Annotated in this window: 23 protein-coding genes; 15 read left to right on the top strand and 8 right to left on the bottom strand. The window is 46.3% G+C overall.

The window, feature by feature from the left end:
* Window positions 1-102: 102 nt before the first annotated feature.
* The 5 genes from ACE1TF_RS15050 to ACE1TF_RS15030 are packed head-to-tail and all read right to left on the bottom strand — an operon-like array spanning window position 103 to window position 5,608.
* Window positions 103-1,059, bottom strand: coding sequence for an SDR family oxidoreductase (locus ACE1TF_RS15050; RefSeq protein ID WP_375017957.1), 957 nt, complete (start codon window positions 1,057-1,059; stop codon window positions 103-105).
* The gene (locus ACE1TF_RS15045) at window positions 1,056-1,979 is read right to left on the bottom strand and encodes a bile acid:sodium symporter family protein (RefSeq protein WP_375017955.1); all 924 of its coding nucleotides are present in this window, start codon (window positions 1,977-1,979) and stop codon (window positions 1,056-1,058) included. The genes ACE1TF_RS15050 and ACE1TF_RS15045 overlap by 4 nt, the downstream gene beginning before the upstream one ends.
* Window positions 1,976-3,724 carry a thiamine pyrophosphate-binding protein gene (locus ACE1TF_RS15040; RefSeq protein ID WP_375017953.1) on the bottom strand — a complete coding sequence of 583 codons (1,749 nt, stop codon included), beginning with the start codon at window positions 3,722-3,724 and terminating at the stop codon, window positions 1,976-1,978. The genes ACE1TF_RS15045 and ACE1TF_RS15040 overlap by 4 nt, the downstream gene beginning before the upstream one ends.
* Window positions 3,717-4,877 (bottom strand): iron-containing alcohol dehydrogenase family protein, encoded by a 1,161-nt coding sequence (locus ACE1TF_RS15035; RefSeq protein WP_375017951.1) that lies wholly within the window; start codon window positions 4,875-4,877, stop codon window positions 3,717-3,719. The genes ACE1TF_RS15040 and ACE1TF_RS15035 overlap by 8 nt, the downstream gene beginning before the upstream one ends.
* Window positions 4,874-5,608, bottom strand: coding sequence for a GntR family transcriptional regulator (locus tag ACE1TF_RS15030; RefSeq protein WP_375017949.1), 735 nt, complete (start codon window positions 5,606-5,608; stop codon window positions 4,874-4,876). The genes ACE1TF_RS15035 and ACE1TF_RS15030 overlap by 4 nt, the downstream gene beginning before the upstream one ends.
* Window positions 5,609-5,793: 185 nt before the next feature.
* Between ACE1TF_RS15030 and ACE1TF_RS15025 the strand changes: the two genes are divergently transcribed.
* Window positions 5,794-6,483 carry a cyclase family protein gene (locus tag ACE1TF_RS15025; protein WP_375017947.1) on the top strand — a complete coding sequence of 230 codons (690 nt, stop codon included), beginning with the start codon at window positions 5,794-5,796 and terminating at the stop codon, window positions 6,481-6,483.
* Between the two features lie 773 nt (window positions 6,484-7,256).
* Here ACE1TF_RS15025 and ACE1TF_RS15020 read toward each other — a convergent pair.
* Window positions 7,257-9,527, bottom strand: a complete 2,271-nt coding sequence (locus ACE1TF_RS15020; protein ID WP_375017945.1) for a YhgE/Pip family protein — start codon at window positions 9,525-9,527, stop codon at window positions 7,257-7,259.
* Window positions 9,528-9,602: 75 nt separating this feature from the next.
* A complete protein-coding gene (locus ACE1TF_RS15015; protein WP_375017943.1) occupies window positions 9,603-10,178 on the bottom strand; it encodes a TetR/AcrR family transcriptional regulator in 576 nt (191 codons plus the stop codon).
* A gap of 170 nt (window positions 10,179-10,348) precedes the next feature.
* Here ACE1TF_RS15015 and ACE1TF_RS15010 point away from each other — a divergent pair, with 170 nt between their 5' ends.
* The 12 genes from ACE1TF_RS15010 to ACE1TF_RS14960 all read left to right on the top strand — a co-directional run bounded on the left by ACE1TF_RS15010 (window position 10,349) and on the right by ACE1TF_RS14960 (window position 18,862).
* Complete coding sequence (locus tag ACE1TF_RS15010) at window positions 10,349-10,948, top strand: hypothetical protein (RefSeq protein WP_375017941.1); 600 nt, start codon at window positions 10,349-10,351, stop codon at window positions 10,946-10,948.
* Complete coding sequence (locus ACE1TF_RS15005) at window positions 10,945-11,268, top strand: CHY zinc finger protein (RefSeq protein ID WP_375017939.1); 324 nt, start codon at window positions 10,945-10,947, stop codon at window positions 11,266-11,268. The genes ACE1TF_RS15010 and ACE1TF_RS15005 overlap by 4 nt, the downstream gene beginning before the upstream one ends.
* Complete coding sequence (locus tag ACE1TF_RS15000) at window positions 11,265-11,534, top strand: hypothetical protein (RefSeq protein ID WP_375017937.1); 270 nt, start codon at window positions 11,265-11,267, stop codon at window positions 11,532-11,534. The genes ACE1TF_RS15005 and ACE1TF_RS15000 overlap by 4 nt, the downstream gene beginning before the upstream one ends.
* Complete coding sequence (locus tag ACE1TF_RS14995; RefSeq protein WP_375017935.1) at window positions 11,510-12,715, top strand: MFS transporter; 1,206 nt, start codon at window positions 11,510-11,512, stop codon at window positions 12,713-12,715. The genes ACE1TF_RS15000 and ACE1TF_RS14995 overlap by 25 nt, the downstream gene beginning before the upstream one ends.
* Window positions 12,716-12,718: 3 nt before the next feature.
* Window positions 12,719-13,096 carry a hypothetical protein gene (locus tag ACE1TF_RS14990; protein WP_375017933.1) on the top strand — a complete coding sequence of 126 codons (378 nt, stop codon included), beginning with the start codon at window positions 12,719-12,721 and terminating at the stop codon, window positions 13,094-13,096.
* 89 nt (window positions 13,097-13,185) lie between these two features.
* On the top strand, window positions 13,186-13,857 hold the full coding sequence (locus tag ACE1TF_RS14985; RefSeq protein ID WP_375017931.1) for an AIM24 family protein: 672 nt from the start codon (window positions 13,186-13,188) through the stop codon (window positions 13,855-13,857).
* A gap of 509 nt (window positions 13,858-14,366) precedes the next feature.
* Entirely contained in the window at window positions 14,367-14,891 is a 525-nt protein-coding gene (locus ACE1TF_RS14980; RefSeq protein ID WP_483867164.1) for a cytochrome c biogenesis CcdA family protein, read from the top strand.
* 3 nt (window positions 14,892-14,894) lie between these two features.
* Window positions 14,895-15,095 (top strand): hypothetical protein, encoded by a 201-nt coding sequence (locus tag ACE1TF_RS20470; RefSeq protein ID WP_483867163.1) that lies wholly within the window; start codon window positions 14,895-14,897, stop codon window positions 15,093-15,095.
* A gap of 22 nt (window positions 15,096-15,117) precedes the next feature.
* Entirely contained in the window at window positions 15,118-15,288 is a 171-nt protein-coding gene (locus ACE1TF_RS14975) for a hypothetical protein (protein ID WP_193744102.1), read from the top strand.
* 52 nt (window positions 15,289-15,340) lie between these two features.
* Window positions 15,341-16,195, top strand: a complete 855-nt coding sequence (locus ACE1TF_RS14970; protein ID WP_375017929.1) for an aminoglycoside 6-adenylyltransferase — start codon at window positions 15,341-15,343, stop codon at window positions 16,193-16,195.
* Window positions 16,179-18,242 carry an ATP-dependent helicase gene (locus ACE1TF_RS14965; RefSeq protein WP_375017927.1) on the top strand — a complete coding sequence of 688 codons (2,064 nt, stop codon included), beginning with the start codon at window positions 16,179-16,181 and terminating at the stop codon, window positions 18,240-18,242. Before ACE1TF_RS14970 ends, ACE1TF_RS14965 begins: the two co-directional genes overlap by 17 nt.
* Before the next feature lie 56 nt (window positions 18,243-18,298).
* A complete protein-coding gene (locus ACE1TF_RS14960) occupies window positions 18,299-18,862 on the top strand; it encodes a beta-class carbonic anhydrase (RefSeq protein ID WP_375017925.1) in 564 nt (187 codons plus the stop codon).
* Window positions 18,863-18,884: 22 nt separating this feature from the next.
* On the opposite strand, the gene ACE1TF_RS14955 is transcribed toward ACE1TF_RS14960, so the two are convergent.
* Entirely contained in the window at window positions 18,885-19,847 is a 963-nt protein-coding gene (locus ACE1TF_RS14955) for an NADP-dependent oxidoreductase (RefSeq protein WP_375017923.1), read from the bottom strand.
* 200 nt (window positions 19,848-20,047) lie between these two features.
* Between ACE1TF_RS14955 and ACE1TF_RS14950 the strand changes: the two genes are divergently transcribed.
* The gene (locus ACE1TF_RS14950) at window positions 20,048-21,007 is read left to right on the top strand and encodes a hypothetical protein (protein ID WP_375017921.1); all 960 of its coding nucleotides are present in this window, start codon (window positions 20,048-20,050) and stop codon (window positions 21,005-21,007) included.
* 23 nt (window positions 21,008-21,030) lie between these two features.
* Window positions 21,031-21,585, top strand: coding sequence for a class D sortase (locus ACE1TF_RS14945; RefSeq protein WP_238544725.1), 555 nt, complete (start codon window positions 21,031-21,033; stop codon window positions 21,583-21,585).
* Window positions 21,586-22,414: the final 829 nt, after the last annotated feature.

The following is a 22,414-nucleotide window of genomic DNA, read 5'->3' as shown; positions in this document are numbered from 1 at the left end:
CTGTGTCACTCCTTGGAAGCATCTCTGTATGGTATAGCTTCCCCATTTTAGAGGATGTGAAACGAAATGTCATGTTGCAAGTTGTCAAAAAATGCTGTCGCATCATTTCCCGGGAAATGATTGCCGTTGTAAATAGTTCTGAAACACTTCTTTTGTCGAATAGGTCGGCGTATATCCAAACTCGGATTTTAAGCGTTCATTACTTAGCACGGGGCGATACCTAAGAAAGTCAACTTGCTCCTCGCCGTATTGTGTAAGTTTCAGTCGTTTGAGCACGAACAGTGCTGAACCAATCATACGCGCAGGTAAGCGAACGACACGCTTATTTAGCAATTCCCCCAGCTCATCAATGGTCAGTCGCCCGTCTCCGGCGACATTGTAAATGCCACTGTGTTCAGCGGTTATCGCTTTTCGAATACAGGTGACTACGTCTTGGTCCCATATGAAAACGAAAGGGCTCTTTGAGCCACGAACACCAATTAGAAAACGTTTTTCAAACAGATCAGTAATTTGATTTTTCGTTTCGTCGCCTAGAATTGTACCGATTCGAAAGATGACTTGTTGCAGATCAGGATGGGAAGAACGATAAGTTGCGAGCATTTCTTCGACCAATCGCTTGTGCTTTGCATAGGCAAAACGATCATGGCCACGAAGCGGTGTGTCCTCGTTGATCCATTCTGGATTGTCAGGATGATATCCGTACGCTGCCCCGCTCGATGTAAGAATAATGCGGGCTACGTGATGTTTCACACAAGCAATGAGTATTCTTTCTGTTCCGCGCACATCTACGTCATATTCAAATTGGGCGTTGCTATTCTTTCCTGGTGTGACGACGGAGGCGAGGTGAACGACGGTCTCGATAGAATACTGACTGAACACGTCTTCAACTTCTTTCGTCCGAACATCCATGTTCACATACGTCACACCTTCAGGGAAGTGAACAGAGGTAGGCTCACGAATATCAGCTGCGACAATGTTAGAATGCTCCTGTTCGTGAACGAGGTGATCAATCAATTGCTTGCCTAAATAGCCACAAGCGCCGGTCACAAGAATGGTCATGCGCTTAAACCTCCTTTGAATTTCTTTGGACTGCGTCTTGACCAATACGTAGCGACCGTCAAACCTGAGAGGATATGCCAAATTGACCACCAAGCCGCAACGAATGCCGCACCACCGAGACCGTCAAAGAAGTTAAACACAAGAATTAACCCTAATCCAGAATTTTGAATGCCTGTTTCAATGGAAATCGCACGTCGGTCTTGTTCAGGTAGCCCCCAAAGTTTGGCAAACCCATACCCGGTTGCTAATGCAACAGCGTTCATGAGTAGGATGATAAAAAATACCATTCCGATATATTGCAGAAACAAAGAGAAGTTAGAACTCAATGCCCCGGCAACAAATAAAATGAAAAAGATGATGCCGAAACGTTTCACCCAAGGTGCGGCTCGGTCGGCTAGCAATGGCAATTGTGCGCGGACGACCATGCCGAGAACGAGAGGGATACCAAGTAAAATGACAATAATGTTTAGAATCTCCAAAGGATCAATGCGAACCGTTTGCAAGATCTCACGTGTAGGTGCGTAGAACGAGCTCCACACAAGCAAATTTAACGGAGTCATAATGATCGCAGCACTCGTTGAGATCGCACTCATCGTAATAGAGACAGCAGTGTTACCTTTTGCGAGATACGTAAGGAAGTTAGATAAATTCCCTCCTGGACATGCGGCGATTAGAAACATACCAAGGGCAATGCTAGGCATTGGCTGAATGATTAAGACGAGCAAAAACGTTAAGGCTGGAAGTAAGAAAAATTGACAAGTGAGTCCAATGAGCACTGGCTTTGGTTTGGACAGAGAATATTTGAAGTCAGATAGCTTCAGATCCAAAGCGACACCGAACATTATGAACCCAATCAATATGTTCATTAATGTCGTAGCGGTTTCATTGAAATTTATCGCAATTTCATCGATTCCGGTCATTTTCCTTTCGGCTCCTGATGCATGTCTTTAAAGTAGCGGAGACCTGGGGCCCACATATGTTTGACCGGGTCAACTTCACAATGTATGACCGCACATTTGCCCGTAGCAAGAGATCGTTCAATCGCTGTTTTTAACTGTTTCGCATCGTTCACGTATTCTCCGTGAGCCCCCATACTTTCCGCCAATTTATCAAATTGGATGAACCCTAAGTCCGCATTAATGGTTTCTTCTTCACTTAATGATTTTTTGAGGAGGGTTTTCAATGGTTTCAACGAAAATTGTTGATTCATCTTCACCATCCCCCATTGCTGATCACAAACGACAAGATAAATGATTTGCAAGTTGTTTCTAACGGCCGTTTCAATTTCTTGCGGGTGAAAACCCATGGCTCCGTCACCAATAATGCAGCATACCGGCTTCGAGCGATCGGCTGCTGCAGCACCAATGGCTTGTGCAACGCCAGCCCCTAGCATGCCGAACTTGTAGGTGGAAAGGGTGGCTCCAGGTGTTTCAAACTGGTAGTAGAAATTCGTCCAAATCGTTGTATTCCCACCGTCAATGACGACCGTTGAGTCTTTTGGGAAGACAGTATTGCTAATGGCGGGAATGCTTGCTGGGTTCATTGGAACAGATAAGTCTTCAACATTTTCGTTGAGTTTTTTTCGATGTTTTCGTTTATCATCGACGTGTTTTTGTATTATGGAGTCCCGCTGCTCAGTTTTGATGCTTTTTTTGTTTGTTTGTAAGTAAAGCGATAAACGTGTGAGGAAATCTTTAATGTCTCCTTGAATGCCAATATCTACAGGTTTGTTCGCGCCGATAATCTCGGGGTTAATGTCAACCTGGATCGTTTTTTGCTGTTTATTCCAGTACGGTGCTTTCCCCCACCAATCGGTTTCCCCAACTCGGGAACCGAGGATGAGTACAACATCTGCATCGTTTCTAATATTGTTATTCACTTCGATGTGCACCATCGGCATCATTAAGCGATTGCTCTCTGGCATGACCCCACGTGCCGCCCAGCTCGTCGTCACCATAGATTGGAGCTGCTCAGCGACGGCTTCAAGCTCTTTGTATGCTGTTGCGTGAATGATCCCGCTACCCGCATGAATAACAGGAAATTCCGCGTCGATTAGAAGCTCAGCCGCTTCTTCGATTTGTTTATCGGAAGCTAATCCAAATTGCTGCAAGCGATATTGGTGAGGAGCCCAGAACTCGACAGAGGTTTTCACTTTCGTGTTTAAAATGTCTTCGGGAATGTCAATGTGCACAACGCCAGGGCGTCCTTCATAACATTTTCGAAGGGCACGTCTCATCATTTCTGGAATTCGGTCAAATGAAGGAACCGCTTCGCTCCATTTAGCAATTTGTGAAATCACATTCGTTTGATCAAAGCATTGATACGTGCCGACTCGATCTGGATACATAATGCCTGTTCTACGTGCGCTCGTAATTACGAGCACGCGGTTGCCTTCCGCTTCTTCGACGACGATACCAGGTAGAATATTGGCCACACCTGGACCGTTGCTCGCCATGCATACCCCGAGCTTTCCTGTCACTCGTGCATACGCTCCAGCCGCATGAGCGGCGCTCGTTTCGTGCCTTGGAGTGACTAATTCAATACCGTGCTCTTCCAAGTTGGCGTACAAACCGAAATACGTTCCATCAATAATTCCAAAGAGTGTATCCACTCCCTCTATACCTAACATTTTTGCAACTACGGCTCCACCGCTCATTTCAGCCATGCATGACGCCTCCTTTTTTTATTGGTTCGTTTTGGGTGAGAGTAAGTATTTGTTCATAAATATGATAGATATCTTCTTGTGTAGGCACTCGGCAGTTTGTGCGTATGCCATTGCCTTGTAAAGCTTGAGACACAAGCTCTTCAACGAGAACTTGGTGGTGTAAATACGTTCTTGCATCGGTAGAAATATTGGCAAATTCATTAAGAGACTGTAGTTCAGCGAGTAAATCTTCTTCTGTGTTTCCGAGTAAACGAGCGATGTGGCGATGCTTTTGTTCGAGCGCTTGTTCGCCGAAACTTACGACGTACGGTAAGAGCAAGGCGACACTGAGTCCATGTGGCATTCCGGTCGCGTTGCCGAGTGGCCGTGCCATCGCATGGGCGAGATTCGTAGATGAATTGGAAAAGGCGATCCCTGCGTAACAGCTGGCAATAAGCATTTGCTCTCGTGCAACCATTTCGGATGTTTCATCGAGTGAGCGTTTAAACGATTGCCGAAATAACTGAATCGCTTGCTCAGCAAAGTGGTTGGAGAAAAGGGATGCTTTTGTGGAACAATACGCCTCAATCGCGTGGGCTAATGCGTCAAGTCCTGCGTATGCGGCCGGTCGTTTAGGCAGCTGACTAGTTAATTCAGGGTCTAAGAGTGCGACATCTGGAATTAAGTCAGGGTGGGCTGGATTTTTCTTAACGCCTGCCTGCTTATCTGTAATGACCATCACTTTCGTAGCTTCAGAGCCAGTTCCTGCTGTTGTAGGGACTGCGATAAGGGGAAGACGTTGAACCTTCCATCTTAGCGGAACATCATCAAGGCGCAACTCATCGTCAAGTGCAAAAACGGACACCGCCTTTGCAAGGTCCAGTACGCTACCCCCACCCAATCCGCAGATGCCGTCAATGTCTAATTCGTGAACGAGTTCGACGGCCTGGTTCACATGTTCCATCGTCGGCTCACCTTCAGGCTTTAGAAAGAAATTAACTGTGATTGCACTTCGTTTAAACTGTTCAATTAGCTCTTCTTCGTATACAAAGGCAACGGACTTACTCATGACAATGAGGAGTCGTCTAATTTCAAGTCGCTCACATAAGGTATGAAGTTCATGGCGCCGTCCCGCACCTGAGCGAATGATTCGCGGGATCAATAAATCATTCAAAATCGTTCGCCTCCTTTTTTTCGCTGTGTCTTCATTCTGAGTTCATACCGATCAGGGTGAAAAGTAGCCAGGTAATACTCAATTGGCTTTGTGTAACGATTTGTCATTAATCGTTCGACGTGAAGTGCATACTGATGAGAACCAAGGTCAAGGTTTATGGCGTCACAATGTTGAACGGGTTTCACTGAAATTGTTTGTTCTGCTTCGTAAAGGTCGACGGTCAATTCGTCTTCTAGTAGCTGATAGATAACAGCCTCGTTCAGGTCAAACTCCGCTAAAGCGAGACCAAGGTTCACTTCGTAAAAATGACGCTCAATGGCCATTGGTTCACCATCGACTGTGCGAAGACGCTTAATGTAATACAAGTGGTCTGATTGCAAATAGCTGGAAATCTTCGGTTCTTTGGTAACGAAACCGTGATCAAGCAGTAGAGCTCCTGGTTTGCGCCCCATGTTTTCTACCGTTTCCGTTAAACTGCTCAAAGAATCGAGCCATTCTTGAACAGGTGGAGATTGAGAGATGAATGTTCCTTTGCCGTGGACTTTCGTCAATACACCATCTTGCACGAGGTGTGTAACGGCTTCACGAATCGTCGTTCTGCTGACAGAGAAACGTGCCATCAGATCACGTTCGCTCGGAATTTTTTCAACGTAAACACCGGAGCGAATTTCATCGCGAAGTGTCGTTTTAATTTGAAAATGAAGGGGGGCGAGGCTTTTTGAACGGTCCACTCACCATCCTCCTTTCTTTGGATTCATCATGACGTCCGTACCAGTTGAACAAAAGTATATATGTAAGCGATTGCATTTACAAGAAAATTATGAAATTTATTTTTTGAACATGTACAAATGACGATAAATGTATACACTAGACGTAGCATTAATGGATAGCATTTTAGAGTTAGGAGTGAGAATAAATGGCTAAATACGTTGAATTGGCGTACCCGATTTATGAAGGAATGCCGGTCTACCCGGGTTTGCCACAAACAGAGGTGGACGAAAGAGAACGGATTGCGAACGGAGACCCATGGAATGGAAGTGTACTAAAAATGTACTTGCATGCGGGCACTCATGTGGACGCACCTTTTCACCATGATTCTAACGATCGTGGTATTGATCAAGTTCCGATTGAAGACTTTATTTATGAATCCCCATTGCTGCTTGATGTTGAACTTGGGGAAAATGAATACATTACTGTAGATATGTTAAAAGCAGCAGGGGAGCAGTTGGAGAGGTCAGATCTGTTGATCTTTAATACAGGATATTGGAAATACCGCAATGAGGATTTCGTAAAGTACTCGAATGGATTCCCTGCGCTATCTGTCGAGGCTGCACAATTCATCCGGACGTCACTACCTGTGTGCAAAGCCGTTGCAATTGATACGATTAGCATCGAGAACATGACCGATGCACCAGAAAATCACTTCGCCGTGCACAACGCGCTGCTTACAAAGCGGGATTTCAGCGAACGTTCTTTACTCATCTATGAAGATATAAACCCAGCACCCCTCATCGGCGAGAAACTTAGGTCTGCATTTGCAGCACCGCTCCGCATTCGCGGTATGGATGCGTCACTCGTAAACGTAATCGTTGAAGTGGAAAGTTAAAAAATAAAGGGCGTTGCAACGTAATTTCACGAATATCACGGACTTGTCAGAACTGACCGCTGTGACGTGCGCTCTGTTATCGGAAGCGTGCGCATTGGTGTCGAAAATGTGCACGCTCGCGCACCTCGCGTTGCCTAATCACCCTCCAATTTGCGCGCTAGCGCGCAAATCCGAAGTAACCTGTCGACCCCGCTCCCCCGGAGCGCGCCGATAACGAGTATGCTTTTCAACATTTTTCATGGGCGACCTAAGCTGCATTATTGAATTTCACTAGTACTTGATGTCGTAACTGCATCAAACCTCTGTTCCATTCACTCGCCGTAAGAAATTCTAAGATCTTTTCTTTCACATAGGCTAGCGAGATGTAGGCATGAGTCATGCCGAAAACTGCTCAGCTTATCTTCAGCACCTCCGGTGCCGATTGTTGCTAGCACTTCATGTTTTATGAATAAACATTGGGAACGTTCGGTGGCGAAACGAACGTTCATAGATTGCCCAGTTAGAGGTGAACTGCGGTGTTGTAAAGCGATTTATACAAGTTAACCGAAATAATTCCTCCAAGGGCTAGTGGTAAGCCTCGTAAAGTGGAAACTGTGCTCGAGTTGCGGCCGAACTGTTCTCAAGTTGGAGGGAAGAGCGGTCGATTCTCGTAAAACTAGGAAACAGAATGAACAAACTTAGGAACAGATTACTGGGTCACCTGTATATCCCCGCCCCGAAGTACCCACAACACGTCGGCACGAGAAGCTCCGACAGGATATGGGTCCCTACCTTTATTCATCTTCTGCTTGTTTCTGTTTCTTCTTGTGCGCCAAGAAGAAATAGAGAAACGCAAGGCCTACTGAAATGACAAGCATAAGGAGAAGCGGCCAAGTATCTACAAGAAGTTCTGGTCGTTCCATATGCACGGTTGCTCTCATGCCAAAGACCGAGTACGTCATCGGAAGAAGATGGTGCACCCATTGAAACGGAGCAGGAACCAATTCAACAGGGAATGACCCACCGCTACCACCGAGTTGAATAATTAAAAGAATGATGCCGATAAATCGCCCGGGGTTGTCGAGTGCGGCAACGAGCATGAAGATGATGGCCATAAAACTGAGGCTAGAAAACCAGAGAAATACGCTGAACCACACCGGATTTGAGATTGTAAGATCTAGCCATAAGAATACGGCGGCAAGCAACGCGGCCGATTGAACAGTAGCTACGGTCCAAACGACACCGAGCTTTCCAGAAAACCAACGCCAACTCGTTTGGTGGTCTGCTAGTGCGGTGCGAAAAGGATAAATGATCGATAGTGTTAGGCCACCAACGTATAACGCAAGCGATAAGAAATATGGGGCTAGCCCTTCCCCGTACGTGTATTCATTTAAAGGCTCTTCTGATGCTGACTGTACAGGTGAGTGAAACAATGCTTGTTGCTCTTCATTCAGCTGGTTGTCGAGCAGCGTGTCACTGAGCGTGATCAGATTTTCATATAATTCTAGGGCACCGTCATCTAAATCAAGAATGCCTTCACGAATCTCGTCACTACCGGTGTACGCACCCTGCACACCGGTGTGCAGTTCGGACGCCCCGTCATCAAGCTGCTCAATTCCGTCATTCAGGTCTGAAATTGCATACGCTGCTTCAGCAAATGTGTCTTCAATTGTATTGACAAGGTCATCGGTTTGCTGGAGAGCCGATTGCAAATTGTAAAGTGTGGTCGTTAAATCTTCAACGGTCTCAAATTCATCAAAACCGCCTGTGCCTAACCCGCCTGGCAATGAAGACGCCAAAGCTTCGAAACTCGCATTCACTTCAGCGACCCATTGTTCAATTTCAGCTCTGCCGTCAGAGAGCGTCGATGAGGCATCGGCATACATTTGCTCAACATCTGTTGTAAGTGTATCGACACGATCTGTGCGTTCCTCCAATTCATTGGATAACGATTGCAAGGAAGCGTGAACACCTTCCAATTCCTCACATACCGCTTGCTCTTCGCACGCGTCAAGCCGATCTTCGATCGTTTGAAGCTGCTCATCGACCGTATCACCAACAAGCTGTACACTCTCGTTCACATCCTCAATTTGTTGAAGCACTTCTGCCGCAGTTTCAATGGAACTTTGAGTACTTTCCAGCTGTTCTTCCCATTCATTCCACGTCTGTTGAGCGTCACTAAGTGTGCTTCTCGTTTCTTGCCACGTCGTTTCGAGGTTTGAAACCGCGCGCATCATATCGCTGAACGACTCACTTTCCAAATAACCAATCGCTTGTGCGGTCTCACGCTCCAACTCATCCAGTCGGCTGCCGATCCGGTCTACTTCCTCGCTCGACTCATACCGCTCAATCAGCCTGTTTACCTCTTGGTGAAGCTGTGAAACACCGGCTGACGCTTCGTGTAGCCCTGTTTCCAACTCTTCTGAACCTGACTCCAACTCATCCAACCCACTTACGAGCGTTTCCATATTTTCAAAAGCCCGGGTCGTACCGTCAGCAATCTCTTCTGCGCCGTCTCGCAAGTCAGCAACCGCTTCTGTTAGCGTACTGTACGCGTCATCAGCAACGTCTACATACGTTTCCGTCAGCGTACGCTGGAGCTCTTGCTCCATCTCATCGACTGCTCCCGAGCCGAGTTGCCCACCGACAAAACTCATGTCCTCGTTAATGTTGTAATGAATCACCCCTTGTTCAGGCGTTTCATCACGAATGCTCGTCACATTTTTAGAGAAATCAGTAGGGATGTGAACGTAAAAGTAATAGTCAAAATCCTCGAGTCCACGCTCCGCATGCCGGGCATCGGTCACTTCCCATTGGAAATCTTCATTTTCCAGTAGTGTATCGACAAATTCTTCTCCTGCATTTACATGTTCATCATCAATCTGTGCCCCCGCATCCTCATTCACGATCGCAACAGGCAAATTTTCGATCTCTCCGTATGGGTCCCAGAACGCCCACAATAACAGCGCCCCATATAATACGGGAATGACCATGATCCCAAGAATCCCAATACTCATCTTTTTATCCGAAAGAATGGCTCGCCATTCATCTATATATCCTCGCAATTTCCTTCCTCCTAAAACCAAATGACCGAATTATTAATATGGTCATTTTATTGTAAAAAAGAAACATCGCTACGCTTATTGGATCGCGATGCCATCAAAAATATGGTTCCGAAATACGTCATACAATTCTTGTTCTGTAAGGGGTGTTTCTTTTTGCTCCCAATCGACGATGAACGCCATATACAATTTATAAATCGTAAATGCCGTAATCTTCGCGTCAGCAATGCGAAGCCGCCCTTTTTCTGCACCGCGTTCGACCGCTTGTTCTAGCGTCGATAGAATAAATTGTTCGACACGAGCAATGGCTTGAACCGCTTCGTGTGTTCCGTAAATGTTTACTTCCTCTGTCAGTTGAGCCAACAATTTATGTTCTTTGCGATATTGCATGACGCCGTAGAGCGCTTTGTGTAACGTATGAAGAGTGGGGCCATCGTGCTGCAATACACTGTCAAACAAGTCTTTCAAGTCAGCAAGTAAGTCGTCCATGACCGCTTCAAACAGCTCTTCTTTGTTTTTAAATTCCGTGTAAATCGTACCTTTGCCGACGTGCGCGACTTTCGCAACATGTGCGACCGTAGACCCTTTGTATCCAAATAGAGAAAATGCGTGTTTCGCCGCCTCTTTAATGGATTGACGTTTATTTGCAATCACAGACCGCCACTTCTTTCCGTTTGAAAATGACCAAAATACTAAAATGGTCAATTAAGTGTATCATGACGGTTAAAGACGTGCAAAGGTTTCTTTCAATCGAAAAGCATTGTATGATAGATATGTCGGAATAATTAGAACAATAGAACGATACATACAGGAGGAACGACCCGATGAAGCGAATTGGTTTGCTCGTATTGCTCATGTTACTCGTCGCATGTGGTGATTCGGTATCTGAAGATACTGTGGAAGTGCGTGAGCAAACAGACGACGAGAAGCAATTTATGCCGCTTATTCTTGACGGCTATGCGTTTTTTGCTGGGGAAGATCTTCATGAGGATATTACGGAAATGGAAGTATCCTATGAAGTGTACGTAGAAGGGGAGCAAGTGGATGAAAGCACTGTCTCTACAGGAATTAGGGAGACCCCATTCGACCTTGAAGATCTCATGATCGGTTATAACACGACGACAGTAGGGGATGAGCAAGAGGTTGAATTGATGATCCGGTGGTTAGAAGATGGTCACTATGGTATGTCTTCAATCAATTCAACGATGGAACAACCAATTGACAGTGTGCAAGGATTGACGACAGTATACGCCCCAGAGGTTAAGCAGACAGGGGAGAAAAGCCCGCTGTTCGCAAGGTTCGATTCTAGCCAAGTCGTTGAGACATGGTATGAGGAAGAACACATTCAAAGCCTTATCCAACAAAATGATTATGTGTTTATTGTGTATGTGTCATTAAAGCAAACGGATATTAATGAGCAATGATTCACATTCACGGGCAAGTATTAGATGAAGAGACGAGATGTGTTCATTACGACGGACCAACAGATATTATTGCAATAAAATTTGCATGTTGTGGTCGGTATTATCCGTGTATACATTGTCACGAAGAGAGTGAGTCGCACCGGCGTCGCACGTGGGCAACAAACGAACGCGATGAACGTGCTATTTATTGTGGGGCATGTAAAACCGAGCATACGATTCAAACGTATATGAACCATACCCATTGCCCGCGGTGTTCGTCGTTGTGGAATGAGAACTGTAAATATCACTATCACTATTATTTTGAGGAGGACCATACGTGAACGTCATTCGAAGAGACAACCATGTTGCAGGTCGTCCACAAATGGTAAAACCGTACGTGATAAGCGGGTTTGATGAGCCAGCCGACCTGGTCTGGCGAGGGGGTGAAGATGCTCAACGGGCAAACGGTTACCTAGTATTCGTAAGGCGTATCGACGCAAAGCACATTTCCGTGAATACCGTCGGGAAAGAACAGCGCGAACAGACAATCACCTTTATTTGTTTTGACAAGGAGAAAAACGAATGGAATCAGGGCCTACGGTTATGAACCCGTGGCGAATGCTCATCTGGTTATTTATCGGTCAAATCTTAATTGCTTTTATTGGGAGAAGCGTCTCTCCGCTCGGTGTATTCATTGGCGACTCCCTTCAATTAACGAATGCCCAGATCGGCATGCTCCCAGCGGCACTGTTCTTCGGTCAATTTGTTGCTTCGATTCCTTTTGGAATACTCGTTGACCGAGTAGGGACAAAGCGGCTAATTCTAGTCCTAAGTCTTACGCTTGGCATTAGCTTCATGCTCGTATCGGTCACGTTTCATTTCATATTACTTCTCGCCTTTATGGCGATTGGTGGAATTGGTTACGGAGCGTATCACCCCGTTTCGACCCGTGGAATACTCGATTGGTTTGAAACGACCAATCGCGGCACAGCGATGGGCATTAAGCAAATGGGCGTGACCGCCGGTTCTGCACTCGCTGCATTCCTTCTCGTCCCGCTTTCTGATCAGTTCGGTTGGCGACCGGTGCTGTTCATTTCTGCCGCAGTTTTAATCATCGGAGGCACGATTGCTTATTTATTTTATCGAGATCCACCTAAAGAGAAATTCACCACGAGCGCAGGAATGTGGAAACAGATGGTTGCTGTCGGGAAGAACCGTCATTTGTTACTTATCACAGTTGGTGCAGGCACATTGAGTGCGGGTCAAATGTCACTGAACACCTATCTCATCTTATATACGAATCAAGTTTTGCTCATCCCACTCGTTCTTGCCGGCATGTTGCTCGTCATATCAGAGATTAGTGGCTCCTCGGGTCGCATCATCTGGGGAATCGTTAGCGACAAAATCTTTCATGGCAATCGCTTCATTATCCTTTGTGTCATCGCGATCATTTCAGCTGGCTGTGCCCTCGTTATGGGAATGTTGCCTGCAGAACCTCCGGTTATACTGCTCGTCACTACAGTTATCCTGTTCGGCTTTTCAATCGCAGGCTATAACGGCATCTGGCTCAATGCCGCAACCGAAGTTGTACCGAAAGAACAAAGCGGCTTAGCAAGTGGGTTTACGACAAGCTTCGGAGCTTGGGGAGTGATCCTTGGTCCACCACTATTCGGACTCATCACCGATGTGACCGGCAGTTTCCAAGTCGCTTGGTTCACATTAGCCACACTTATGGCGATTGTGTCCATCTTGTTTTTCGTTTTACATTATCAAATGAGGAGGAGTTAAATTATGCGACATCTGTATAGTGTAGGTGTACTCGTGCTCATCATCATTTTCTTAGCTGTGTACACCGAAATCTTAGCTTCCGTAAGAGAGCAATCAGAAATAAGCTTTGATGTGGTTGGACTCCTGACAACCGCTTCAATTTTACAACTGTTCATAGGCGTCTTCTTAAGTCTGATCTTTATCGACGTTCGAAAGTTCAAGATCCGTCCATTTTCTTACATCGCCTGGTCGGGAGCGCTCGTCTTTATTGCCATTTACCTCATGCCATATGTCGGATTTTTGCCAAACAGCACTTATTTTCATTTAGAAGGCACATCCGCATTTCTTCTCGTTGCGAGCGGCCTGCTCATTATGGCCGGGTTCTTTCAGAATCGGGAGTAGGGGGAAGATGGAAGTGATAAGGGAAACCAAAATCAGGTGTAAAACCACTCTCAGTGTGGTATATACAAAGTAATTGAGGAGTGGTTGAGTTGAGTAAATATTCGATTAAAGAATTCATTGAACAGACAGAACAAGAGAATGAAAGTAATGATTATTTTCAACTGGAAACGCCGAGAATCTTGGAAGTGAACTTGGAAGAAATGGTGTGGGCGAAGCTTGGATCGATGGTGTCGTACAACGGTTCCATTAAGTTTGAGCGTGAACGCATGATGGAACACGGCACTAGTCGAATGTTTAAAAAAGCATTTACGAGCGAAGGCGGCACGCTTATGAAAGCGACAGGCCAGGGGCAGTTGTACCTTGCAGACAAAGGAAAACGAGTCACCATCTTGGAACTAAATGATGACACGATCGCCGTTAATAGCAATGATTTGCTTGCGTTTGAGCCGTCAGTAGAGTGGGACATCAAAATGATGCGCCGGGTTGCGGGCATGATGTCGAATGGTCTCTTTTATGTCGTTTTACAAGGTAGCGGGCTCGTTGCGATTACATCACATTACGAACCACTCACCATTCGCGTGAACGAAGACAAACCAGTCATGACCGACCCAAGCACAACCGTCGCCTGGTCCGGTCACTTAGAGCCAGACATACGTACCGATATTAACTTCAGAACGTTCATTGGCCGCGGTAGTGGCGAATCGTTCCAGATGTCATTTAAAGGGGACGGGTTCGTAATCGTTCAATCAGCAGAAGAATAAGAGTAAAAGCGAGGCGTTGTCGAAATAGACAGCGTCTTTTTTTGTATAGGCAGAACGAATCCGGTCAGTAGAACGATAGGATCTTCACCATATAGGCATACATTTGATGGGGGCCTCTCACCGCCTCATAAACAAATTTTTGAGACGATTGGTCGAGCGATATCTGAATGATTCCATTAACCTCGCGAACGTTCACAAAAAAATGGGCCAGTTCCACCTGAAAGCGCCCTGTTTGAGGGGCGGATTGTCACTTAAAAGGACATCTCCCTTGAACCCCAAAGGATCACCCTGGAACATACGGTTCAAGTTTTCCCTACAAAAATCCTAGGCAATTAGAAACCATCGGTGCCCAAACCATGTTGGCGTTTCGACTCCCCAGTACGATGCGAGCACCGATCTCCTCCTCCCCCCTGCTGAAACGTCATCCTTTCGTCATAGTTCATGCATTGAACATTGAGTTGTGGACGTGTAGTCTTTAAATTAAGAATAATGAAACGGGGTGTGCGTGGATGGATGAGATTACATTCGGGTTGGCGGGGCTGGCGTTTGTGGCGGGTGTGGTTTCGTTTTTCTCGCCGTGTATTTTTCCACTTGTGCCCGCGTACATTGCGCAATTGACGGGCGGGACGATTGCCGATGGTGCTGTACATACGGATCGACGTACGATAATGGTTCGAAGTTCTGGATTTATTATGGGTTTTACCGTCATTTTTTTGTTGCTCGGGGCATCTACGACGTTTATTGGCCAAGGTTTCTCGATGTATTCAGGGGTGTTGGAGCAGATCGGCGGCATTTTAATTATTATTTTCGGGTTGCAAATGACAGGCGTCATTTCAATTCGTGCGTTGTTCACGGAAAAGCGGTTCGGTAAACCGAAACGTTCATCTAGTTTTTTAGGTTCATTTGGATTTGGGCTTGTATTTGCGTCGGGGTGGACGCCGTGTGTCGGCATTGTGCTCGCTTCGGTGCTAAGTATTGCTTCTAGTCAGTTAGCGGGTGAGATGGCGGCAGGCATGGGCATGCTGTTGCTCTAATCAATGGGGCTAGGCATTCCGTTTTTTGTTGTGTCCCTCGTCTTCTCGCAATCGATTAATCGGTTAAGCAGCATGAATCGCTGGTTACCTGGCATTCAAAAAGTGAGCGGCGGCCTACTTGTCGTGCTAGGGGTGTTATTGTTTACCGGACAATTCCAACATCTCTCCAACTTCCTCGCACGCATTTCACCAGGCTGGTTATAAATTGTAAATTGGAGGTTTTATGATGTTTTCAAACAATCGTGCGATCGAGATTATCGTCATGATTGCGCTTGCGATCGTGGCACTTTTCACGGCTGAGTTTGTAACGTTTATTATGCTCGGACTCATTCTACTGAAGCTACACGACATGCACAAGACAATGGAAAAATCCCAAGAGAATCCTCCACCGTCTTAAAAGTGTTCGATGTTATACTAGAGGCATTGAACAGAACGGACGTGGTACACGGATGCGATCAGTTGAACAGATGATGAACATGATTATACAGGTGGCTGAAGAGGATTCAGGCATTCGAGCGGTCGGGATGAACGGTTCGAGGACGAACCCGAACGCGCCAACCGATCGATTTCAAGACTATGATATCGTCTACTTTGTCACGGAGATGAACGCGTATACGAAGAAGCACGATTGGCTTCACGTATTTGGTGAGCGCCTCATTATGCAGACACCTGAAGATATGGAGCTATACCCCCAAGAGCTTGAAGGGCGTTATTCGTTTCTCATGCTATTTACAGATGGGACGAGAATTGATTTGACGATTACCCCCGCCTCGGAGTTGGAAGCGTATGTGGATGAGGACACGCTAACCGTCATGCTCCTCGATAAAGATGAGCGTATCGGTACGCTTCCTGCTCCATCAGAGCGGATGTACTGGGTCACACCCCCAACTGTGCGCTCTTACGGTGACTGTTGTAATGAGTTTTATTGGTTAAGTACGTATGTGGCGAAGGGGCTTTGGCGTGATGAGATTCTCTATGCCCACGATCACTTGCATAAGCTACGGGTCGTGTTGATGCAAATGCTCGTGTGGCGAATCGGTCATGATTATGCGTATCGAGTGAATGTCGGAAAAAGTGGAAAGTACATCCAACAGTATGCCGATGAAGAAGAATGGGCAGGACTCGTCGAAACGTATGCTACGGGTGAAAAAGCGGATGTGTGGCGCGCGCTGGAGCGAAGTTTCGTTTTATTTAGCGCACTATCGGACCGGGTAGCGAAACAAAATTATTATTCACGTCACACCGATGAAGGTGAACGTGTCGAGGCGTATGTAAGGAGGGGTAACCGTGGATTTCTTCGCTAGAATGCGACAAGCAACGGGGGTTGAATTAAACGACGTCCAAAAGCAAGCGGTGTATGAGACGGATGGTCCGCTTCTCTTACTCGCCACCCCAGGTTCTGGAAAGACGACGACGTTGAACATGAAGATCGGTTATTTGCTACTGGAGAAGCAAGTCGCGCCCTCATCCATCATGGCGGTTACATTTAGTCGTGCTGGTGCTGAAGACATGTCGGATCGCTTTGACCAGTTTTTCTCCAACATGACGCGCGACCGGGTTCACTTTTCAACGATTCATAGCTTCGCATTTCGGATCGTTCGTGAATACTTTCAGAAACAACGCCAATCGTTTCAGGTGATCGAAGGTAAAACCGAAGGAATGTATGAAAAAAAACGGCTACTCGCTCAGCTGTATACGAAGGTGACGGGGAAAAAGCTTACCGAAGATGAGATGGAGTCGCTTGCGACATACATTACGTATGTGAAGAATCGCATGACCCCAAAAGCAGAGCTATCGGCAGTCAAGTGCAGCGTGGACGCGGCGAAAGACGTGTACCTTGCCTATGAATCTTTCAAAAAAAATGAAGCGGAAACGTTGCTGCTCGATTTTGATGACATGCTCGTGTATGCGTATGAAGTCTTGCACGTAGATCGTGACATTCGGACGCGCTATCAGAAGCAGTATGCTTACGTACTCACCGATGAAAGCCAAGACAATTCTCTTATTCAACATTCGATTGTCGAAATCATCGCCAAGCCTCATAACAACTTGTGTGTCGTTGCGGATGACGATCAGTCTGTGTTTATGTGGCGAGGGTCTGATGTGAGTCGTTTGCTCGATTTCAAGCACACGTACCCAGACGCAACGGTTCTTACGATGAACCGAAATTATCGCTCCTCTTCGCAAATTGTTAAAGCAGCGAACACGTTTATTAAAAGAAACGAAAACCGTTATGAAAAGAACATGTACACTGAGAATGTAGAAGCCGCACCGATTTCTTTTCATCATTTCAAAGAAAGACAAGTTCAGATTTCACACCTCGAGCGGGCTGTGACAGACAATGACAATCATAAAGAGCTCGCCATCCTCTATCGGAACAACTTATCGGCTGTTGCGATTGTCGATATGTTGGAACGCAATCACATTCCTTTCTATATGAAGGAAGTGGATACGAAGTTCCTCCGGCATTGGGTGACGCAAGATGTTCTGAATTTCATGCGTTTCTCCTACCATACCGGCCGTGTCGATGTGCTGGAGAAGATTTATATGAAATTTAACGGCTATATTAAAAAGGTGCAGATGCAGAAGTTAAAAGCGGAAGGCTCGGGAGCGTGTGCGTTTGATCGCTTGCTTCAAAACAGCCCAGAACAGTATCAAGTGAAGCGGCTAAAAGAAGCGAAAAGCCATTTTGATCAAGTAAACAAGCTGTCACCTGAAGCGGCGATTAAGATCATTGAACAAGAACTTGGCTATCGAAAGACGATGGCAAAAACGTCAGAAGCGCTAGGATTTAACCTTGAGCGGGCGACGGAAGTATTGGACGCGCTCAAGCAAATTGCAAAAGGATTGCCGACATTAAAAGCCTTTGCCAATCGACTGCAACGACTTGAGCAGATCATGAAAGAATCCAAGTTCAAAAAGCACGATGAGGTGCTCACTCTCTCGACATTGCACCGGTCGAAAGGGTTGGAATTCGACTGCGTGTATGTTGTGGACGTAAATAAAGATGTGCTGCCAACGAAAGAAGATGCCAATGACCCTGCCTTGATGGAAGAAGCGGTTCGATTATTTTATGTTGGAATTACGAGAGCCCGGGAGCATTTGGAGCTACTCTCATCAGGCACACCCTCATCGTTCTTTTCACAGTTGAAGTCGATTATAGACGTTCCCGCAGGGGCGTTGAATCATGGGGATTTCGAAGTGAATACCGAAGTAATCCATAATAAATTCGGCAGAGGCACCATCATTGATTACACGAAGGAAAGCGTCCGCATTGACTTCCACGAACATGGCGAGAAAGAGTTCCTCAAACAGTTTTGCATTGAGCGTGCGATCTTGCAAAAAGCATAGCCAAACGCTCAAATTCATTGTACGCTTATAAAAAATATAAGGAGGCGGAAACGTCCATGTCACACCTCGAAAAAGTAATGGAATTTAACCGTGAATTCGTCGATGGAGAGGAGTACCTTTCCTATAATACGACGAAATATCCAGATAAGAAGATTGTCATATTAACGTGTATGGACACGCGCCTCGTTGAAATGTTGCCGCAAGCTATGAACGTCGCACACGGAGACGCGGCGATCGTCAAAAATGCTGGAGCAGTCGTGTCCCATCCGTTCGGTTCGATTATGCGAAGCATACTTGTCGCCATTCATAGTCTTGGCGCAGAGGAAGTATACGTCGTTGGGCACCATGATTGTGGGATGGCAAGCCTCAATGCAGAAGAATTGCTAGAGAAAGCAAACGCCGAGAAGTCAACGGTCGCCACATTAGAGAACGCGGGCATTGAGTTAAAAACGTGGCTCACTGGGTTTGATAGCGTCGAAGACAGTGTGCGAAACAGCGTAAGCATGATTAAAAATCACCCGTTGCTCGAAGAGCGAATCCCCGTGCATGGTCTCGTTATTGACCCGGGCACAGGCAAACTCGAACTCGTCGTAAACGGCGAAAAGAAATCCGCCGAATAAATTTGGCGGATTTCTTCATTCTTTATTGCACGGGTGTATTTTCGTCTCGAACGAGCACGATTTTCCCTTTCGTCCGGTTCGTTGCGCTATCCTGATGAGCGTCTCTAGCTCCTTCGACGGTCATCGGATACGTATGGGAAAGCACCGGGCTTACTTGGTGTGCGGTAACGAAATCGTTTAATTGCTTCATTTTTTCTTGATCGGGTTGCATGAACATTTCGTTCACTTGAATGAGCTTTTGTTGCTCAATTTTAATGGTTTCTTCGTCTTGGCTGACACCACCTGCAATGCTCACAGCGACACCGCCATTTTTTACGTGGCTGATCGCTTTTTTGTAAGGCTCACCGCCAACAGCGTCAAACAACACGTCGAACTCACCATCAATGACTTCATCCTGATCATAAGCGATCACGTGATCAGCACCACGGGCAGTTGTGAACGCACGGTTCTTGTCACTGGATGTCGCCGTCACAGTAGCTCCAATTGCTTTGGCAATTTGAATGGCTACCGTTCCGACACCGCCACTACCGCCGAGAATGAGCACAGAATCACCTTTTTGAACACGGGCAATATTCATGAGGGCTTCGATGGATGTGAGGCCAACGAGCGGAAGTGAAGCGGCTTCAGCAAACGACAGTTCAGTAGGCTTTTGCTGAAGTAATGCTTCTTCTACAATAATTTCTTCAGCGTACGTTCCGTATTCGGTAAGCTCTGGTCGAAAGTAGACTTCATCACCTGTTTGCCATTTGTTCACTGACTCACCTGTCTCAACGACTACTCCTGCACCGTCCCAACCGAGCGTGAGCGGCGGGGTGAATGAGAGTGCATCTTTTAAATATCCTTCACGAAGTTTCCAATCGATCGGGTTCACTCCGCTTGCGCGTATTGATATGCGAACTTCATTTGCGCCAACATCCCGTTCGGGCATATCGACGACTGTAAGTTCGCGTTCGTCTCCGTATTGATGAATGCCAATTCCTTTCATGTGTAAAACCTCCTAATTAGGGTCTACCCACCTTTTTGGATACTTACACGTATAGGCGAACATCCAGAATTTTTCGTAGGAAGAAAAAATATTTAAATATTTTTTCTGAAAAGTAGTGACTTTTTCTGGAAATTCATTATAATAAGATCAGCTTCATATGAAGCCGTTCTTATTACACAATGGGAAGAAGGAAAAAGAAGATGAGGAAAGTCAGTCTTCACGGTAGGGGATTACATAAGAGAGGGGAAAGAAAACGACGTCGATGGAACACAGTATCCGCACTTGCGGCTTGTGCAATCGTACCGTTCATGCTTACAGACGGTTATGCGAATGCAGAATCCGATACCCTGGATGCAATCGCAGCGGAAGAAGAAGCGGGCATTGTTGACGTTGAAGAAACTCTAGAGGAATCTCCGGTTATTGAGCAAGAAGTCGTGGAGGAGGAATTTGAGTTCGTTGTTGATGAACCCGAATTCGTAGAGCCAGAAACAGATCAGGAACCGGTCGTTGAAGAGGATGTTCTTGAGGAAGAAGATCAGGTTTTAGAAGGTGTTGAAGAAGAGGTTGAAGTAAGCGAACCTGTTGTTGAAGAGCCTGAACCAGTGACGCCTGTCGAAGAAGATCAAGAAGAGAATGTTGACTCAGGTGCTCCAGCACCAAGTGAGCCAACCCCACCTTTTCATGGGGACTGGGAACTGATCGAGGTTGATTATGACTTATGGATTCCAACAGGCCCAGCGCCAGACAGTTGGACAGAGGCAGAAGCAGAACGTTGGATTGCCTACTGGGAATCATTAAGTGAAGAAGAGTTAACCCTTTGGTTCTTGCATTTAAGTGAAGATTGGCTGGACTACTTTTTAGAGATGTTATGGTGGTATTATGATTTAGATGACATTGATTGGGATTGGGACGAAGACTGTTGGGATGAAGGAGGCGCGCCGGTTGACGGAGGTGCGTCACCTGTAAAAGAATCCAAGCCTGTTCAATCACAACCAGTTGCCTACACGCCTGAAATCGTAAAATCAGTAGACTCCACTGTAGAGTCTGGTGGGGAAAGACTTCCGGATACATCGACGAATATATACAACTTTGGCTTTGCGGGATTGTTAGCATTGCTCCTTGGCGCTATGCTTAGATTCCGTCGCGTAAGCGCTTCGTGAGGAAACTTTTCGGGACGACGCTTTTGATTGCGGGTCTCTTGCTCGTCGGGGTTTCAGCTTATGACTGGGCCTCAACGAAGGTGAATACAGACCAAGCACTAGGGGCGGCAGTACAGAATTTAGAAAAAAGTAAGGGACAACTCGATGAAGAACTAGCCGTGGAATTCAGCCCACAGTTAGGCGAATCTGTTGGTGTACTTCGTATACCCACTCTTGACGTTACCCTTCCAATTGTAGAAGGCACCGAAGAAGAGATGCTTGCACAAGGCGTCGGTCATATGACATCAACGGTATGGCCTGGGCAAGGAGAGCAGATCTTGTTATCTGGCCATCGAGATACAGCCTTTCGCAATTTCGGTGAACTCCAAAATGGTGATGAATTCATCGTGGAGCTCTCGTACGGCACGTTTCAATATGAGATGGTCGACCATGAAATCGTCGACAAAGACGATACGACGGTCATCCGCAATATGGGGGAAGAAGTGCTCGTGCTGTCCACATGTTATCCGTTTCAACTACTTGGTGCAGCACCGGAGCGCTATGTAATTTATGCGAAGCCAGTGAAAGAGCCGAATTAAGGTAAGGGCAGGTGGCGCATTGCCCCTATTTGGTTGCTTGTTAGCTCACTGGAAACGTATAACCGTGTTTCGTTTATAATCAATCGAAAATCCCACATAGAAGCAGTCTATGATGGGATTTTCTTTAATAGAGAACCATTTTTTGTTGAAATCCCCACATAGAAAGTCTAGATCCCCACATAGACGGTGATATGATGGAATTCTTACCGATCGCAACGCTCCGTATTAGTGAAATTCCCACATAGATCGGACCCAATACGTCGCGTTAACGATTAATTTAGGAAGAGAGACGTTATTTTTTTGCGCCCGCCGGCACCAAATTCCGTGGGCTCTGCGTTTTGTACCGTACAGCCCCTCTCTCCGGCACAAAATTCCGTGGTCTCTGCGTTTTGTACCGCACAGCCCTCCTGGCCTCACGCTTTCTATGATAGGAAAATGCGCGATCGCAACTCTCCGTATTAGTGAAATCCCCCACATAAATCGGTCTCTGTGATTTGCGTTAATGACTAGCGCAAAGAGTGAAGCGTTTTTTCAGTGCTCGCTTGGATTTACTCAAGGTTTCGTTTAAAAGTCTCCCGGCTTTGGTTGGATTTCCTCCAATTTGAGAGCCGGTTTAGCTGAAATCTTACCACTGTTTTGTTTATGGTAAGATTCTTCGTTTCTATGGTAGGGTTTGAACCAACAAAGCGCGAAAAAGAAGAAAAATCATTCCATAGGAGATTTTATGGGAAGATTTTAGCCCTGCTGCCTGCTCATGGTTCCAGCAACACGTCGGCGCGAGCCGCGCCGAACGGATACCGGCTTCGTTTCGGCCCCGCTGGGGCCGACT

The sequence above is a fragment of the Geomicrobium sp. JSM 1781026 genome (assembly GCF_041949955.1).
In the GTDB taxonomy this organism is placed as follows: domain Bacteria; phylum Bacillota; class Bacilli; order Bacillales; family Marinococcaceae; genus Geomicrobium_A.
Note: the sequence above shows the minus strand (reverse complement) of the source record. Positions and strands in the feature narration are given on the sequence as shown.

Coding starts and splice junctions, on each gene's coding strand:
- ACE1TF_RS15050 (WP_375017957.1), bottom strand. CDS start 1,059: ATGACCATTCTTGTGACCGGCGCTTGTGGCTATTTAGGCAAGCAATTG.
- ACE1TF_RS15045 (WP_375017955.1), bottom strand. CDS start 1,979: ATGACCGGAATCGATGAAATTGCGATAAATTTCAATGAAACCGCTACG.
- ACE1TF_RS15040 (WP_375017953.1), bottom strand. CDS start 3,724: ATGGCTGAAATGAGCGGTGGAGCCGTAGTTGCAAAAATGTTAGGTATA.
- ACE1TF_RS15025 (WP_375017947.1), top strand. CDS start 5,794: ATGGCTAAATACGTTGAATTGGCGTACCCGATTTATGAAGGAATGCCG.
- ACE1TF_RS15010 (WP_375017941.1), top strand. CDS start 10,349: ATGAAGCGAATTGGTTTGCTCGTATTGCTCATGTTACTCGTCGCATGT.
- ACE1TF_RS15005 (WP_375017939.1), top strand. CDS start 10,945: ATGATTCACATTCACGGGCAAGTATTAGATGAAGAGACGAGATGTGTT.
- ACE1TF_RS14995 (WP_375017935.1), top strand. CDS start 11,510: ATGGAATCAGGGCCTACGGTTATGAACCCGTGGCGAATGCTCATCTGG.
- ACE1TF_RS14990 (WP_375017933.1), top strand. CDS start 12,719: ATGCGACATCTGTATAGTGTAGGTGTACTCGTGCTCATCATCATTTTC.
- ACE1TF_RS14980 (WP_483867164.1), top strand. CDS start 14,367: ATGGATGAGATTACATTCGGGTTGGCGGGGCTGGCGTTTGTGGCGGGT.
- ACE1TF_RS20470 (WP_483867163.1), top strand. CDS start 14,895: ATGGGGCTAGGCATTCCGTTTTTTGTTGTGTCCCTCGTCTTCTCGCAA.
- ACE1TF_RS14975 (WP_193744102.1), top strand. CDS start 15,118: ATGTTTTCAAACAATCGTGCGATCGAGATTATCGTCATGATTGCGCTT.
- ACE1TF_RS14970 (WP_375017929.1), top strand. CDS start 15,341: ATGCGATCAGTTGAACAGATGATGAACATGATTATACAGGTGGCTGAA.
- ACE1TF_RS14960 (WP_375017925.1), top strand. CDS start 18,299: ATGTCACACCTCGAAAAAGTAATGGAATTTAACCGTGAATTCGTCGAT.
- ACE1TF_RS14955 (WP_375017923.1), bottom strand. CDS start 19,847: ATGAAAGGAATTGGCATTCATCAATACGGAGACGAACGCGAACTTACA.
- ACE1TF_RS14950 (WP_375017921.1), top strand. CDS start 20,048: ATGAGGAAAGTCAGTCTTCACGGTAGGGGATTACATAAGAGAGGGGAA.